The sequence below is a fragment of the Trichormus variabilis 0441 genome, assembly GCF_009856605.1.
GTDB lineage: Bacteria > Cyanobacteriota > Cyanobacteriia > Cyanobacteriales > Nostocaceae > Trichormus > Trichormus variabilis.
On sequence record NZ_CP047242.1, the window covers coordinates 1,982,646 to 1,997,982 of the forward strand.

The 15,337-nt window shown below is 41.5% G+C and carries 16 protein-coding genes; 9 read left to right on the plus strand and 7 right to left on the minus strand.

The window, feature by feature from the left end:
• Positions 1-16: 16 nt before the first annotated feature.
• Entirely contained in the window at positions 17-169 is a 153-nt protein-coding gene (locus GSQ19_RS29695) for a hypothetical protein (RefSeq protein ID WP_185478864.1), read from the minus strand.
• Between the two features lie 158 nt (positions 170-327).
• On the minus strand, positions 328-654 hold the full coding sequence (locus GSQ19_RS07940; protein ID WP_011317420.1) for a hypothetical protein: 327 nt from the start codon (positions 652-654) through the stop codon (positions 328-330).
• Between the two features lie 5 nt (positions 655-659).
• Here GSQ19_RS07940 and clpP point away from each other — a divergent pair, with 5 nt between their 5' ends.
• On the plus strand, positions 660-1,274 hold the full coding sequence (gene clpP / locus GSQ19_RS07945; protein WP_011317421.1) for an ATP-dependent Clp endopeptidase proteolytic subunit ClpP: 615 nt from the start codon (positions 660-662) through the stop codon (positions 1,272-1,274).
• Positions 1,275-1,351: 77 nt separating this feature from the next.
• Here the strand turns inward: clpP and GSQ19_RS07950 are convergent, their stop codons facing one another.
• The gene (locus tag GSQ19_RS07950) at positions 1,352-2,185 is read right to left on the minus strand and encodes a hypothetical protein (protein ID WP_011317422.1); all 834 of its coding nucleotides are present in this window, start codon (positions 2,183-2,185) and stop codon (positions 1,352-1,354) included.
• 956 nt (positions 2,186-3,141) lie between these two features.
• Between GSQ19_RS07950 and GSQ19_RS07955 the strand changes: the two genes are divergently transcribed.
• The 3 genes from GSQ19_RS07955 (at position 3,142) to GSQ19_RS07965 (ending at position 6,975) form a co-directional block, all read left to right on the plus strand.
• A complete protein-coding gene (locus GSQ19_RS07955; RefSeq protein WP_011317423.1) occupies positions 3,142-5,493 on the plus strand; it encodes a ribonuclease R family protein in 2,352 nt (783 codons plus the stop codon).
• A gap of 17 nt (positions 5,494-5,510) precedes the next feature.
• Complete coding sequence (locus tag GSQ19_RS07960) at positions 5,511-6,134, plus strand: flavin prenyltransferase UbiX (RefSeq protein WP_011317424.1); 624 nt, start codon at positions 5,511-5,513, stop codon at positions 6,132-6,134.
• A 175-nt stretch (positions 6,135-6,309) separates the two neighbouring features.
• The gene (locus GSQ19_RS07965) at positions 6,310-6,975 is read left to right on the plus strand and encodes a LapA family protein (protein ID WP_011317425.1); all 666 of its coding nucleotides are present in this window, start codon (positions 6,310-6,312) and stop codon (positions 6,973-6,975) included.
• Between the two features lie 128 nt (positions 6,976-7,103).
• Here GSQ19_RS07965 and GSQ19_RS07970 read toward each other — a convergent pair whose 3' ends face one another.
• Positions 7,104-7,298: a hypothetical protein gene (locus tag GSQ19_RS07970; protein ID WP_011317426.1), complete on the minus strand. Its 195-nt coding sequence runs from the start codon at positions 7,296-7,298 to the stop codon at positions 7,104-7,106.
• 1,093 nt (positions 7,299-8,391) lie between these two features.
• Between GSQ19_RS07970 and GSQ19_RS07975 the strand changes: the two genes are divergently transcribed.
• From GSQ19_RS07975 to GSQ19_RS07990, 4 genes are all read left to right on the plus strand, one after another.
• Complete coding sequence (locus GSQ19_RS07975) at positions 8,392-8,937, plus strand: shikimate kinase (RefSeq protein ID WP_011317427.1); 546 nt, start codon at positions 8,392-8,394, stop codon at positions 8,935-8,937.
• Positions 8,938-9,022: 85 nt separating this feature from the next.
• Positions 9,023-9,916, plus strand: a complete 894-nt coding sequence (gene argB / locus GSQ19_RS07980) for an acetylglutamate kinase (protein ID WP_011317428.1) — start codon at positions 9,023-9,025, stop codon at positions 9,914-9,916.
• A 243-nt stretch (positions 9,917-10,159) separates the two neighbouring features.
• Positions 10,160-10,681 carry a tetratricopeptide repeat protein gene (locus GSQ19_RS07985; RefSeq protein WP_011317429.1) on the plus strand — a complete coding sequence of 174 codons (522 nt, stop codon included), beginning with the start codon at positions 10,160-10,162 and terminating at the stop codon, positions 10,679-10,681.
• Positions 10,682-10,758: 77 nt separating this feature from the next.
• Complete coding sequence (locus GSQ19_RS07990; protein WP_011317430.1) at positions 10,759-11,619, plus strand: DUF3153 domain-containing protein; 861 nt, start codon at positions 10,759-10,761, stop codon at positions 11,617-11,619.
• A 211-nt stretch (positions 11,620-11,830) separates the two neighbouring features.
• Here the strand turns inward: GSQ19_RS07990 and pdxH are convergent, their stop codons facing one another.
• Positions 11,831-12,475, minus strand: a complete 645-nt coding sequence (gene pdxH, locus GSQ19_RS07995; RefSeq protein ID WP_011317431.1) for a pyridoxamine 5'-phosphate oxidase — start codon at positions 12,473-12,475, stop codon at positions 11,831-11,833.
• 23 nt (positions 12,476-12,498) lie between these two features.
• Between pdxH and GSQ19_RS08000 the strand changes: the two genes are divergently transcribed.
• The gene (locus GSQ19_RS08000; RefSeq protein ID WP_011317432.1) at positions 12,499-13,587 is read left to right on the plus strand and encodes an AI-2E family transporter; all 1,089 of its coding nucleotides are present in this window, start codon (positions 12,499-12,501) and stop codon (positions 13,585-13,587) included.
• A 13-nt stretch (positions 13,588-13,600) separates the two neighbouring features.
• Here GSQ19_RS08000 and GSQ19_RS08005 read toward each other — a convergent pair whose 3' ends face one another.
• Positions 13,601-14,245 carry a DUF1361 domain-containing protein gene (locus GSQ19_RS08005; RefSeq protein ID WP_011317433.1) on the minus strand — a complete coding sequence of 215 codons (645 nt, stop codon included), beginning with the start codon at positions 14,243-14,245 and terminating at the stop codon, positions 13,601-13,603.
• 480 nt (positions 14,246-14,725) lie between these two features.
• Positions 14,726-15,241, minus strand: a complete 516-nt coding sequence (locus GSQ19_RS08010) for a hypothetical protein (RefSeq protein WP_104009879.1) — start codon at positions 15,239-15,241, stop codon at positions 14,726-14,728.
• Positions 15,242-15,337 lie beyond the last annotated feature (96 nt).

The following is a 15,337-nucleotide window of genomic DNA, read 5'->3' on the forward strand; positions in this document are numbered from 1 at the left end:
ATTCGCCCTCATCCCCTCAATGTAGGGAACGGAAAAAACTCACCAGAGATGCAGGGACTTCTGGCGTGGGTGTAACTGTTCTTGTTTGGATTTTACTATTTGGGTTAATTCCTGCTATCAGGTGGAGCAAGAAAGTGATGATGGCGGCTTGCACAAGTTTTTCTAGCATGGCAGGTCTCCCTCGGTTGATAGCATTACTCGTGAAATTAGTTAGTCTAACTACACCCCGTTATCTTGGTTTAACGGATTTCCATTAAATATCCAGTATCCTGGCTGATGAAAAAGCTAAAGAAATATTGAATATTGAGGATGCAGAACTGATTTAGGTCAAGATGGTGTTTTGTCCACCGTAGGCGATCGCCAAGCTACATAATGTGAGTAGCAAGCCTGAAAATCAGGTGGGCAATTGCCAACAAAGGTTGATTTTTCTTCCTCTAACGAGAAGAGCCACCTCTCTAGACGCATCTCACTATCAAAAGTGCCAAGAGGATGATGTGCATCTGCACTAGGAGTTAGGTACAGGGAACTGGGGACTAGGAGGAGCAGGGGAAGTAGGGGAAGCAGGGGAAGCAGGGAGTAAATGTCATCCCCAATCCCCAATCCCCAATCCCCAGTACCCAATTGATAAGATGGATGTAAATTAGCTACAAGCACGCTGCATGACTATTCCTATCGTTATTGAACAATCGGGTCGAGGCGAACGCGCTTTTGATATTTACTCACGGCTATTACGTGAGCGGATTATCTTTTTGGGTCAACAAGTTGACAGCAACTTGGCTAACTTAATCGTTGCTCAGTTACTGTTTCTGGACGCAGAAGACCCAGAAAAAGATATTTACTTGTATATAAATTCTCCTGGTGGTTCTGTAACTGCTGGTATGGGAATTTTTGACACTATGAAGCACATCCGCCCTGATGTCTGTACCATCTGTACAGGATTAGCGGCAAGTATGGGTGCTTTTCTCCTGAGTGCTGGGACTAAAGGTAAGCGGATGAGTCTACCCCACTCGCGGATTATGATTCACCAACCTCTAGGGGGCGCTCAAGGTCAAGCAACTGATATTGAAATTCAGGCGCGGGAAATTCTCTACCACAAGCGGCGGTTAAATGATTACTTAGCCGAACACACTGGTCAACCCATTGAGCGCATTGCTGAAGATACCGAACGTGACTTTTTCATGTCGCCCGATGAAGCCAGAGATTACGGCTTAATTGACCAAGTAATTGACCGTCACGCTGCTGGTAGTCGTCCAGTGGCGATGGTTAATCAGTAATCATTGGTCAATAGTCAATAGTCAATAGTCAATTTACTTGCTAACTATGGACTATTGACTTTGGACTATTGACTAATTTAGAACCCGGCAATTGGGTCTGGTTGAGATTCTAAGTGTTTGAGGAAGCTGTGTAATTCGTCTTCTGTTAACAAAGTACGTCCCCGCTTACCGTAGGTTTTGATTAAATATTCTCTTCCTTGTTCTGGTGTCCAACCCAAACGCTGCAATTCGACATCAGTTTTAGCAATTACATCTGATAAATCTACAGGCTCGGCTTTTTTCTTTTTCTTCCCCGTGCCGCCTGATATGCTGGTTACGTTCTCTTGCGGACTGTAGTTTCGGGGCGTGAATGGGGTGACATTACTATTAGCTATTTCCGTGATGGTAGGAATTTCTGGCTGTTGTGCTGTCAATGGAGGTAGGTCTTCAATTGGCGGTTCCAGTTCTGGTTCGTAATAGTTAATATCAGGTAATTTCTGGGGTAAATCGGGAATTGGGTTCTCAGTTTTACTACTTTTAGATGTTGTTGTTTTAACTGAAGTATTATTCAGTACCTCTTTGCTTTGATCGTTATTGTTAGCAATTGACCAATTATTTTTGCCAAAATCCTCATTTTGAATCGAAGTATAAGTAGACTCATGGGAGATAGGATTGGCCTGTACTTGAGATATGAGTTTTGGGGAAGGCGTTATTGATGCCTGTGGTGTATCTGTGATACCCAAAACGGTCAGCGCTCTAGTTCTTGCTTGGTCTTCGGCGGCTTCCACAGTTTCTGCTGCTGCCATACCAGTTGCGCGAGTGATACCTTCAATTTGAACGCTTGCCCGAACGATATATTTTCCCTGAAAAATTTGGACTAATTCAGAAATTAAACTGCCGTTGGGGTACAAGCTCTGGAATTGAGCCAACATAATACTGCCACCAAATCTAAATCTATTGAATAATGGGGTTGATGCTACCTGTTTACCCCAGCCACTGGTTACACTTTGGAGATTTTTGATCCTACCGAAGTTATCAACAAACTTTTGTGGGATGAGAAATCTTGGTAAATGTGACTAACTTTTTCCTTTAAGGTTTCTCTCTGGATATATTTTAATTTACATCCACTTACCTCGTATGTGGGTGAAAATATCCGTTGTCTTGAGCAAGAGCAAAGAATGTAACCACAAATTACGAATTATTACAATAGCTGAGTGTAGAGGTAATTTTTTGTTTTTCCTGACTAACTCTAAGTGAGTTGGCTATTAATGCTATACTGTTTACCCAATTCAATGTCCAGAACTATTTTCTGGAAGTGCGCTCTAAATCTACAATAATGGAGATAAGGTTCGCCCTCATTGCTTATTAAGCTGCTACCTAATTGTTACCGATTCTACATATGGGCAAATTGGGTGATTCAGCAGTTTCTCCTAGTAAAAATCAGAGTATCATGGCGTAAAAGTACCTTCAAGCTAGACAATCAAACACCTGTATTTTCCCTTACATAACGCTTTTGGTCAGTGTGGAGAGTAAATCTTAAAACCAGCCTCTCAAAACCAGCCGCGTAATTACCTGATGGGGCAAAATGTAAATCAGGCGTAGTCTCTGAGTTTGGTTAGATGAAGGAACCTAAGCGCAAGCTAACTCTGAGTTTGTCGTGCAGTGAGAAGTTCTTCAGAAGTTTACTCCTGCAAAGAAGTAACCTTACACGGAGCGACTTGTGAAGAAGCAACTTACTTTTCAATTGGGTTAGTTTCCTTTGTGGGGACTTCGGGAACCCAACTTGAGGGTAATTCGTGTCCAGCTAGTATCCGTAAGCCGTGAGGGTATACGGTAAAGAACCAAATTCAAGCAAAAATGATGTTTTGACCAAAGGTCGGTTCACTGCATGGAATTTTCAATCGCTACACTCCTTGCCAATTTCACCGATGATAAATTGGTGGCTCGCAAAGTTTTGGAAAAGAAACTGGGATGCGAGGACGAAGACAGTTTAGAAAAGCTCCACATCGCCCTGGAAGTGTTGGAGAGAATTGGGGTTTTGGCAAAAGAACGCGGGAAGTATCGCCGTATTTCCGAGGAAGGAATGATCGAAGCAAAGCTACGTTGTTCTAGTAAGGGCTTTTGCTTTGCCATTCAAGATGTGGAAGGGGCTGAGGATATTTATATTCGTGAAAGTCATCTGAGTAATGCTTGGAATGGCGATCGCGTATTGGTACGTGTTCTCAAGGAAGGCAGTCGTCGCCGTTCTCCTGAAGGAGAAGTTAAGCTGATTTTGGAACGTTCCAATCACACTTTACTGGCACGGATTAAGCAAGTAGAAGGCGGTTTTCGTGCTGTCCCTCTAGATGATCGGCTGCTGTTTGAGTTGAAAATTCAAGCCAACAAACTCAAACTAGAAGAGGCCATTGATCACCTCGCTCACGTCGAAGTACTGCGTTATCCTCTAGCCCAGTATCCGCCAGTGGGTCGTGTAGTCCAAATTTTGGGCAGCGATGCGGAAGCGGCGGCGGATATAGATTTAGTTACCTGTAAACATGATTTATCACGTAATTTCCCTGAGTCAATATTAGATGCAGCCGCTAAGTTACCCAAAAGGCTACTTAAAGCAGACCTAAAAAATAAACTAGATTTACGCAATCTATTTACCTTTACTATTACTGGCATCAATAGCGACACGAAGGTAATAGAAAATGCCATTAGTTTAGAGAAAACAATAGCTGGCAATTGGCAATTAGGTTTTCATATTGCTGATGTATCTCACTACGTCCAACCAGATGAACCTTTAGACAGGGAAGCAATCAAACGGGGTCGGTCGGTGTATTTGGGAGAATTGGTATTGTCCATGCTACCGGATACTGTAGCCGATCGCGCTTCCCTCGTAACTGGGAGCGATCGCCTAGCACTGTCTTTTTTAATTACGATTTCTTCCCAATCTGGAGAAGTTTTGGAATGGGAAATTCAGCCCAGTGTCATTAACGTAGATAGCAACATCAGTAAACAGCAAGCAGAAGCGATTCTCCAAGGTGCAGCCACGAAAAAAGACTCGCCACAGGTTATAGAACGGCTACAAAACTTAACTACGATCGGGCAAGCCATCAAGGAATCCCGTCTAGCCCGTGGTAGCTTACAGCTAAATCTGCCGTCGAATCACAACCCCTACTATGATGAGGGTAGTTTAGGAGCTGTACTGGTGAATGATTCCCCAGTGCGATCGCTACTGATGGAATTGGTGTTACTAGTTAATGAATTAATCGCTACCCATTTGAGTGCTTTAGGTGTCCCCGCTATCTGGCGCACTCAAGGCACACCAGATTCGGAAGATGTCCAAGAAATGCTGAAACTGGCAATTAATTTAGGGGTAGAACTAGCACTAGAACCAGATGTAGATATTGAACCCTTAGATTATCAACAGTTAACCAAGGCTTTTGCTGAGTCTCCCTCAGAGCAGGTGTTAACTTATCTTTTGCAAGATACCCTCAAGCCTGCGGTGTACAGTACTACCAAAGCCACCCACTTTGGTTTGGCACTACCACAATACACCCACTTCACAGCCCCTCTACGCCGTTATCCAGACTTGCTGATGCAGAGGGTGTATTATCAGTTACTAGAACACGGACGCGATCGCCGTAATACTAGAGTCAAAGAACGGGTTAACCTGCGCCACTCCTCCAGCCACTCCGAGATTAACTGGAATGTGTTAGCCCCAGAGTTGCAGCAGGAAATGCAAAGCGACTTGACCAGGGTGATTATCCAAATCAACGACAGGGAAAAAGAAGTCCAAGAAGCTGAAGCCGATTTAGCTGGACTGCAAAAAGCCCAACTGATGAAACAGCGTATTGGTCAAGTATTCCAAGGCGTAATTACTGGCGTACAATCCTACGGTTTCTTTGTAGAAATCGAAGTCCCAGCCGCCGAAGCTGCAACCAATCCGGGTGTACCTTTGCGCGTGGAAGGGTTAGTACACGTCAGTTCTCTCAAGGATGACTGGTATGAATACCGCGCCAGACAACAGGCACTCTTTGGCAGAAAAAATCGTGCTTCTTATAGATTAGGCGATCGGGTTTCCGTACAAGTCAAGAGTGTCGATTACTATCGCCAGCAAATCGATTTAGTCACTGTTGGTAGTGATGGTTTAGTTAAAAATTTAGGTGTCGGTAATGTCAATGGTGATATTTCCGATATTTACTTACCAAACGACCTGGAATCTGATGATTTAGACTCTTATGCAGATGAAGAATAAATTTTGTTAAGTATCTGGTGTCACAACATAACAAACCTCTGATTATCGGCGTATCAGGAGCATCTGGACTGATTTACGCCGTCCGCGCCCTTAAATATCTGCTCACCGCCGACTATGAAATTGAATTAGTTGCCTCTAAATCAACTTACATGGTTTGGCAAGCAGAACAGGAAACTCGGATGCCATCAGAACCAAAACAACAAGAGCAATTCTGGCGAGAACAAGCCGGGGTTGCTCTCTCTGGCAAACTGCGTTGCCATCCTTGGAGCGATGTAGGAGCCAATATCGCCAGTGGTTCCTTCCGCACCTCAGGCATGATTGTGATTCCTTGTAGTATGAGTACAGTAGCCAAGCTAGCGGGTGGTTTGAGTTCTGACTTACTAGAACGGGCGGCTGATGTGCATCTCAAAGAAGGACGTAAATTAGTTATCGTTCCCAGAGAAACCCCTTTTAGCTTGATTCACCTACGCAACTTAACCACCTTAGCTGAAACTGGAGTCCGCATTGTCCCCGCCATCCCTGCTTGGTATCACAACCCACAAACCATTGAGGACTTAGTTGATTTTGTTGTTGCTCGTACTCTAGACCAACTTGATATCGATTGCGTACCTCTAAAACGATGGGAGGGAGGTAAAGTGTAATTTATTGCGCTTAAGTGTGGGACGCTCCGCGAACGAGAGACGCGATTAATCGCGTCTGTACAATTGTTGAAAGGATCTGGTCTAATACCCCAACCTGCACAACGGTTGGGGTATAGGGATATAATTGAAAACCGCGTAGGCGAAGCCTCACCGCAGGCTATTACGAATTATTTTTATGGCTGTAATTCGCTTAACTTTATTAGTAACAGTACTAGGTGGACTAACACTTTTGTTAGTGCAGAATTGGTCGCCAGTTTTACCTCTGGTGTTTTTGGGGATGCGAAGCCAGCCGTTACCATTGGCTCTGTGGATACTGTTTAGTACAGTTGCTGGTGCTGCCACATCTTTATTAATAATTAGCTTATTTAAATTATCCAATTATTTTGGGGGGCAACCACGTCAAGTCCCGCCTAAATCAACCACAACCTCTAGCCGTAGTACAGCGAACCGCAAAGAAGAATTTACACCTCCCCCATCTAGCCAAGCACCGCCAAATAAAACTAACTACGCGGCTCGTGATGAATTTGATGATTGGGAAAGTAACGGTGCAGATGATGACTGGGATTTTGCAGAAAAGCCAGGGAATACACCAAGTACCAATTCTCAAGCTGATTCATTTCCAGATTCTTCAACTTATGAGCGTCCACAAAAACCTAAAAGCGCCTCTCAGTCAGGTTCTACATATTCCTACAGTTACCGAGAACCAAAAAACACCGCAGCAGGTAAGAGCGAATCTGTTTATGATGCTGATTACCGAGTTATTATTCCTCCATATCAGCCACCCAATAAAGAGGTAGCCAATGATGATGAGGATGATTGGGGTTTTGATGATGATGAATGAAAGTGCTATAAGTGCTGATTTGTGTTGGTTATAGCCGGATGTACAGCCAGATGTAATTCTCCCTGACACAGGCCAGAGTGCTTCTCTACAAGACGCTATTGCGAACGAGTCAGGAAACCTCCCTACTTTTACTTAACACCACATCGTTCACGAGATTCCTGCTTTACTTTTCCGTTCATAGCAGCTTCTTGCAAACTCATGAACGCGTTTAAATCTTCCGAATCATAATGAGTAGTCAGTAAGTAACGTAGCTGGTTTTCTGCTTCAACTGTGAGATAACCTGTTGTTAAAGCTTGTTGCACAACATCACGAATTCGAGTCATGGTTGATGCCTCATTACACACCACATTAATTAATTTGAGCTAACGACCTGAGAATATGCAGTATTGTTTATACCTAAACTGTCAATTTTGGTAAAGCTGTTTGATGCTCTTTTAACAGTAGTGTCGTCATTTTTTACACCTTTGTCTTTAAAAAATATTGATTAAAGCAAGTTAAATCTAAAGGTAAAAATATCGTTCATGTGCTGTATAAAACACCGTATTATGTCCAACTGAAGTGGCTCCGTAAAGGATAAAGTAAGGCTTGTTTATATTGACTGAACTTGGTTGATTAAAGTTTCAAAAAAGTTTTATTAAATTTCCTTTAAACCTAACCATACCTAATACATTACTACGAAGCCACCCCATGAAAGTTATTAAATTAGTTATAAATTTACCTGCAATCTATTTTGACTGTATGCAATAACTGTCAACAAATTTACCAAGTTATATTGAATACATATTTAATAGTAAAAATAACAGTTAGTATCGATGGCTAGATTAATTTATAGGGATTATAAACAGTTTAGAGTCAAAAAATTATACATATATATTAGTATCTAATAAAGGAAAGCCTCGGATATAATTAGAAAAAATTCTCAAGGAATAAGTATTCGCATAATTTTATCCCAGCAGAACTTATGAATATTCTTAATCAAAGTTTTAGCAGTATTGCTATAGAACACCTTTGTGATTCTTGAAATATATCTAGAGGAAGCACTGCACCTGTAAACTTTTCCTGTCCTTAAGGAGGTAGTAGATTGTGTTCCTTCTGTTACATAAACTGAAAATACTTTGATCCTTTTTCATGCGTTCTGGTGTATGCAGTTTATGATGGCTACTTATAAATTGTTAATGGCTTTTTCAACCAATTAAGGTCAAGAGACTTAAAAACGACCTGATTATATTACCTGGCGATCGCTAGTTTTTGCACCTACCCTAAAGCAGATATTAGATAAACTCATACGGGGATGGGTAAGGCTGATTGTATTATGGTTTCTTGGGCATCACTCATTCTACTGGGGTTGTTTTCAATCATCACACCAGATTCTGATACACAAAAACAAGTCGTCGCAAAATGGAGAATTAAGCAAGAATGAGTAGTTTATTGCAGGGAGTTAACCTATACTTAATCGGTATGATGGGCGCTGGTAAGACTACAGTAGGACATTTACTCGCCCAGGAATTGGGTTATGGCTTTTTAGATACTGATAATGTTATTGCCCAAGCTGCTAAAAAATCTATCAACGAGATATTTGCCGAAGCAGGGGAAGCGGGATTTCGCCAGATAGAAAGCGATGTGCTAGCGCAGGTTTGTTCCTATACTAAGTTGACTGTAGCGACAGGTGGGGGTATTGTGTTGCGACGAGAAAACTGGAGTTACCTACACCACGGTTTAATTGTGTGGCTAGATGTCTCAGTAGATATACTCTATGCACGTTTAGCGGCAGATACAACAAGACCACTTTTACAGGATGATGACCCTAAAGGCAAATTGCGATCGCTTCTAGAACAACGAACACCGCTTTATTCGCAAGCAGATTTACGCATCTGTGTCAATGCAGAAGAAACACCAGAACAAATTGCCAATAAAATTATGCAGGTCATTCCCAGCGTCCTGAAACAAACTACTGCTAATTAGTAATTCGTAATTTGTCATTCGCAATGAAAGCAACAATTACGAATTATACTGACTGCATAAATATATAAGTATCCACGGCTCCTCAATGATGGTCAACGATATTGAGTATATCAGGCAAGCTGAAGCTACTCGTGTGCAGGTACTAAGCGAAGCACTACCTTATATTCAACAATTTGCCGGTCGCACCGTTGTTGTTAAATATGGTGGTGCGGCTATGAAAGATAGCCACCTCAAAGACCAAGTTATCCGCGATATTGTTTTTTTATCCTGCGTTGGGTTGCGACCAATCTTAGTACATGGTGGCGGCCCGGAAATTAACAGTTGGTTAGATAAGCTGGGAATTGAAGCACAGTTTAAGAACGGTCTACGAGTCACCGATGCTCCCACAATGGATGTTGTGGAAATGGTGTTGGTAGGTCGAGTTAATAAAGAAATTGTCTCCCTAATTAACCAAGCTGGCGGCTTGGCAGTAGGACTTTGTGGCAAAGATGGTAACCTAATTACTGCCCGTCCCCAAGGCCAAGAGGGTATTGGCTTTGTCGGGGAAGTGAGTAACGTTAACATCAAAATTTTGGAAACTTTGGCGAGTAACGGTTATATTCCCGTCGTTTCTAGCGTTGCTGCCGATGACTCAGGACAGGCTTACAATATTAACGCCGATACTGTAGCTGGTGAAATTGCTGCTGCCTTAGGGGCAGAAAAACTGATTTTATTAACGGACACCAGAGGTATTTTAAAAGATTATAAAGACCCTGGAACATTGATTCCCAAAGTAGATATTCGGGAAGCCCGCGAATTAATTAATGGTGGTGTTGTTAGCGGTGGGATGATCCCCAAAGTTACTTGTTGTGTGCGATCGCTCGCTCAAGGAGTCAGAGCCGCACACATCATAGACGGCCGTATTCCCCACGCCTTACTACTGGAAATCTTTACTGATGTGGGTATTGGGACAATGATTCTCGGTTCTCAGTATAGTTAATTTGTAGGGGTATGGGTAATTGGTGAGTCCAGCCCTGTAGGCGGTGAATCCAGTGCTGTAGGAGGGTTTCCCTCCGTAGGCAACTGGTGAACCCGGAGGGGTTTCCCGCCGTAGGGGACTGGCGTTAGCGTAGCGGTAGCGACGTAAGGAGCGTCACCCGGAGGGTAAGTTGGTAATGGGGGCTAATCTTTCCCCCTACCCCCCACTCCCTATTTTCCAGTTAGTGCTGATCGGTGGGCAAAAGTGAGTACAGAAAGTTTAGAACTGGCTAAAACTCGATATCAAGCGGGTAAATTTGCTTTTGAAAATGGGCAATATCGAGAAGCGGTAGAAAATCTTGAAAAAGCCAGCGCCTTAGTCGCGCGTAACTCCCGCCTTGGGGGTGAAGTAGAAATTTGGTTAGTTACAGCCTATGAAGCGGCTGGACGTACTGAAGATGCGATCGCCCTTTGTCAGCAACTTCGTCGTCATCCCCACTCAGAAACTAGCCAACAAGCCCGACGTTTGCTTTATATCCTGCAAGCACCAAGATTGAAAAGACCCAGCAATTGGATGACAGAGATTCCTGATTTAGGCGCACTGTCTGACAATGAAGCCAAAACGCGTGTTATGGCCAAGCCACGTAAACCTACAGAAAAAAAAGCACCTGCTGAAGTTGAATTTGTTGATCTTTCTCAGGTAAATACCAAAGATAATCGCTTCATCTGGCTGGCCTTAATTATGATTGGTTTAACTATTTCATATCTGGTTTGGCTGGGTTTTTAGGAGCCAGGAAGTAGAAAACTATTGGCAACTGACAACTGATACACCAAGTGCCGTAACTTTTGAGGAGGGATATAGTAATGAATTATGTTAATGTTGGCAAAATTTTCCGGAAATTAAGCAAACAGCATAAGTTTTTTCTGCCAAACTTAAGTGCTAAAAATAAACTTCGTAAACCCATTTTTTTATTAGTGCTGTTAACATCACTCCTATTAACTGGCTGTGTGCAGTACGATGTGGGGGTGAATTTTGATAATTCTAATCATGGTCAACTGGTGCAGCATATCAAATTGGCAGATAGGCTGACTAGTTTTAGTGGTGATTATGTATACGAATGGTTAACTAGCATAGAACGCCGCGCCCGGAAACTAGAAGGCAATGCCAAACGCATTTCGCCAGAAGAAATCATTGTGACGATTCCTTTTAGTAATGGTCAGGAATTACAAACGAAATTCAACGAATTTTTTAATTCCCGCACCCATCAAACAAATGACACTGAAGCAGGTGGAGAAAATTCCGAATTTCCTAAGGTAGAGTCTAATTTGTTATTGGCACAAAATAACTTTCTTTTGGTAGTCAGAAATCAATTAATTTATGACTTAGATTTGCGATCGCTCTCTTTAATCGCCAATAAAGGTAATGTTTTAACAGATACTGGTTCCATTCTTGATTTAAAATTCGCCTTAAAAACACCTTGGGGAGCCAAAAGCATTGAAAGAACAGAAACGGCCGTTCCACCAGAAAAGCAAAGTGGACAGCTGGTATGGCAATTGCAACCCGGTGAACTCAACCATATAGAAGTAGTCTTTTGGCTACCCAGTCCTTTGGGTATTGGTGCTTTGTTAATTGTCCTGTTTGTTTGGGGTGGATTTTACCTGAGGTATAAATTTATGCCAGACCCCAAACTGCAATTAGCTAGCAAATCCGCCGTAGCAGAATAGGTGATGAGTGTTGAGTAGTTAGCGCACCATCTTATATTTTTGGTGGTACTCTACTCAGCATTCGCAACTAAGTAGAACGACTGGAAAAAACAAACCTATGTTAAGTGATGTAAAAATACTAGGTTTCAGTTCGTAGTCAGGATTTTAGCCCTTGTTTGAGAACTGAAGTTCTCACTACAAACCTTTAATTATTTACTCTTTTCTACTTATATTAAGGAGATAATCGGTGAATTTCCCAACTGTCATCATTTAAAAGAGTATAAAGCAGGCGATCGTGTAGGCGGCTAGAGCGTCCTTGCCAAAACTCTATCTGTGAGGGGATCACTCGCAAACCCCCCCAGTGGGAAGGTCTAGGAATCTCCTGATTTTCATATTTATGTTGAAATTCCTGCATCCTTTGCTCTAGAACTTCTCGACTGGCGATGATTTCGCTTTGATTTGATACCCATGCACCCAGTCGGCTATTAGCAGGACGACTGTAGAAGTAGTAGTCTGATTCGCTTTCTGAAACCTTCTCTACCCTACCTGAAATTCTGACTTGGCGTTCTAATTCTGCCCACCAAAAGACCAAAGCTGCTTGGGGATTTTCAGCTAGTTCTTGACCTTTCCGACTATTATAGTTGGTAAAAAAGACAAAACCCCGTTCATCAAAGTCTTTGAGCAGTACCATTCTCGCGGAAGGTTGACCATCTGGTGTACTTGTAGCGATAGTCATAGCATTGGGTTCTGGAAGTTGAGCTGCTAAAGCCTGCTCAAACCACCTTTTAAATTGTCTGAAAGGATTAGTATCAACTTCTACTTCACTTAAAGCCTCTAGGGTATAATCCTTGCGGAGGTCAGCTATGGTTCTATCCATAATGATTTAGTTCCTTTGCATCAATGCGCCGTTCTTCATCCCTTCAAAGTTTACTCATTTATGGTCTGAGCGGCCCGGTTATCGCTCTGAATGTCTGGCTATTGTCCGTACTTTTTCGGTATTTTCAAAGCCCTTTTACAATTCTGAGTCTGGCGGCGATTTTAGCTTTCTTACTAAATTATCCAGTAAAATTTTTTGAACGGGCGAGAATTACCCGTACTCAAGCTGTTGTTATTGTTCTGCTGGTCACCTTAACTTTATTCGGCATTCTGGCAGTTACTTTAGTGCCGATGCTGATTGACCAAACAGTCCAACTATTAAATAAGATTCCTGATTGGTTAACAGCTAGTCAAGCAAACTTAGAGCATTTTGAGAGATTTGCCAAGCAGCGACGTTTACCCCTTGATTTGCGGGTTGTGAGTAATCAAATAAACGCTAGCATTCAAAGTGTAGTGCAGCAACTGGCTTCTGGTGCGGTGGGATTAGCTGGAACATTGCTCTCAGGATTACTCAATTTTATATTAGTGGTAGTGCTGGCATTTTATATGCTGATATATGGCGATCGCGTCTGGTATGGTCTGATGAATCTACTACCATCTAAAATCAGACTCCCTTTAACCAAATCTTTGCAGTTAAACTTCCAAAACTTTTTCCTCAGCCAGTTATTGCTGGGGTTATTCATGATTGTCGCGCTTACCCCGATTTTCCTCATCCTCAAAGTACCCTTTGCTTTGTTATTTGCCATACTCATTGGAATTTCCGAACTTATTCCTTTTATTGGCGCAACTTTAGGTATTGGGTTAGTAACAATTTTGGTACTTTTGCAAAACTGGTGGTTAGCAGTGCAAGTGGCGATCGCCGCAATTATCATGCAGCAGATCAAAGACAATCTCTTAGGCCCCAAGTTACTGGGTAACTTTATTGGACTTAATCCTATTTGGATTTTTGTAGCAATTTTGATGGGATATGAAATAGCAGGTTTATTAGGAACACTAGTTGCTGTTCCTATTGCCGGCACCATTAAAGGAACTTTCGATACTCTTAAGGGTGGCAAGTCAGATGACTTTATGTCAACAGTCACTATTGACCATGACTCACCTAATAATGAATAGTTAATAGTCAATATTAGTATTCTGCACGCCCCGATCTTCTCCCTATCGGATTATTTCGCTGCATCACAAAACCTAAAGATACTCGTTTCATTATTAAGTACAAAACTAAAAGGATCACAAAACTAGCAGTAATAATAATCAAAGGCTGCTTTCCTAAAAGTTCTTCTATACCCCTAGTCAATACAGCATCTGGTTGAGTAATAAAATCCCAACTATTAAATCGCAGAAATCTACCCCAATAAATGCCGATCGCACACAACGCATGAGTGATTAATTCAACCTTTAAAATCCATTCGCTTTTCTCAATGCGGTGTAAATAATAACCTAAATTGATTAAAGATATAACATAAGCTTCAAATCCTGCTAAGATCACCAGCAAATAAACAGGAATTAGTACTAAGGTAATCATCCATACCGATTCAATGGTGCGAATATCGTGTATTAAATGAATTACATCAGTTAATAAATAAGGTGCGTTAGGTAAAAAAGCATAGAAAACTAAAAATCCTAGCCACCATAGCCAAGAGCGTCCGCTTCTGGTGCGGAACAGCCAAACACTCAAAAGCAAAGGTATAAAAGCCAAAAATAAATTCCAAGTCATCCAACGCATATTTATACTCAAGACTTGCAATACTCTGGCTAATAATTCTTCTTTCATAGCTGTTCGCTCTCAAAAGGTATAATTAGTCTGAATTTTATTTACTAGATAATTGTGTATTTTTATACACTTAAAAACACATAACAGTTCCCAGATGAATGAGAATATAAACTAATCACAAAATCGTGATCCAACGAAATTTTCCACCCTATAGTCTCTTTTCATAACTAATGCTTTAAATTGGTTTCAATTTCTTAGTTTATATTTGTTTTTGTGTGAGCAACATAGATGAATCCTGACAAGCCACAGTATAGCGATAAAATTATTAGTGGTAAAGCTCTTCTTGTAAAATAGTTATCAAGAGTTGTAGTACAAAATACTAAAAACTACGTAAAAGTAACGTCTAACAACCTCTCTTTATTTTGCTTCCAGGTTAATTACAATCTGCTAGTTTAAAATTCCTGAATTATCTGTGAAAAATTCATGATTCACCGTAATTAAAAGGGAAATTGAACAAAAGTAAGTGGTTTTATCAGTCACCTACTCAGGCTGATTGCAGTATTTATTTAATTCCTTAACTAAGGTATCTGCTTCTTTGCCAGTAGTATTTGCTACTTTTGTGAGAGCCGTATCAATTTCTGTTCTAGCCTTTTTGAGTTTTTCCTTACCTGTGGGTGATTCTTCCGCTAATTTAGCTGCACCAAGGGCCTTACCTGCTGTGGCGATCGCCTGACTAATATTTTGGAACACCTTGATGAAACCAGTTTGAAATTCCTTCAGATTTGGGTCTGTGAAACTAAGTTCTGCTAAAGAGGTTGTAATTGCTTCTAAATCCTTCGATAATTGTAAGCTTGTAATGACTTGTTGTCCTTTGTTTTGCTCAATCAGGGAATTTCCCGCATTCACCACCTGAATCAGTCGCTGACATTGGGTGGTTTTATCTTCAAAACAACCAGTAAGCAATACAGAGATAATTATACCAATAGGAATAATAAGATTATATTTGCGCCAAGCCGACATACATTCTCCCAATGACAATCGAATCTCGACAATCATAGCTAATAAAAAAACCCAGTTGTTGGCTCATCTGGGTTTTTCTAATTATCAAAATTATGAGGTAGTAGTAATTTCTGGCACAAGTTCGGTCACTAA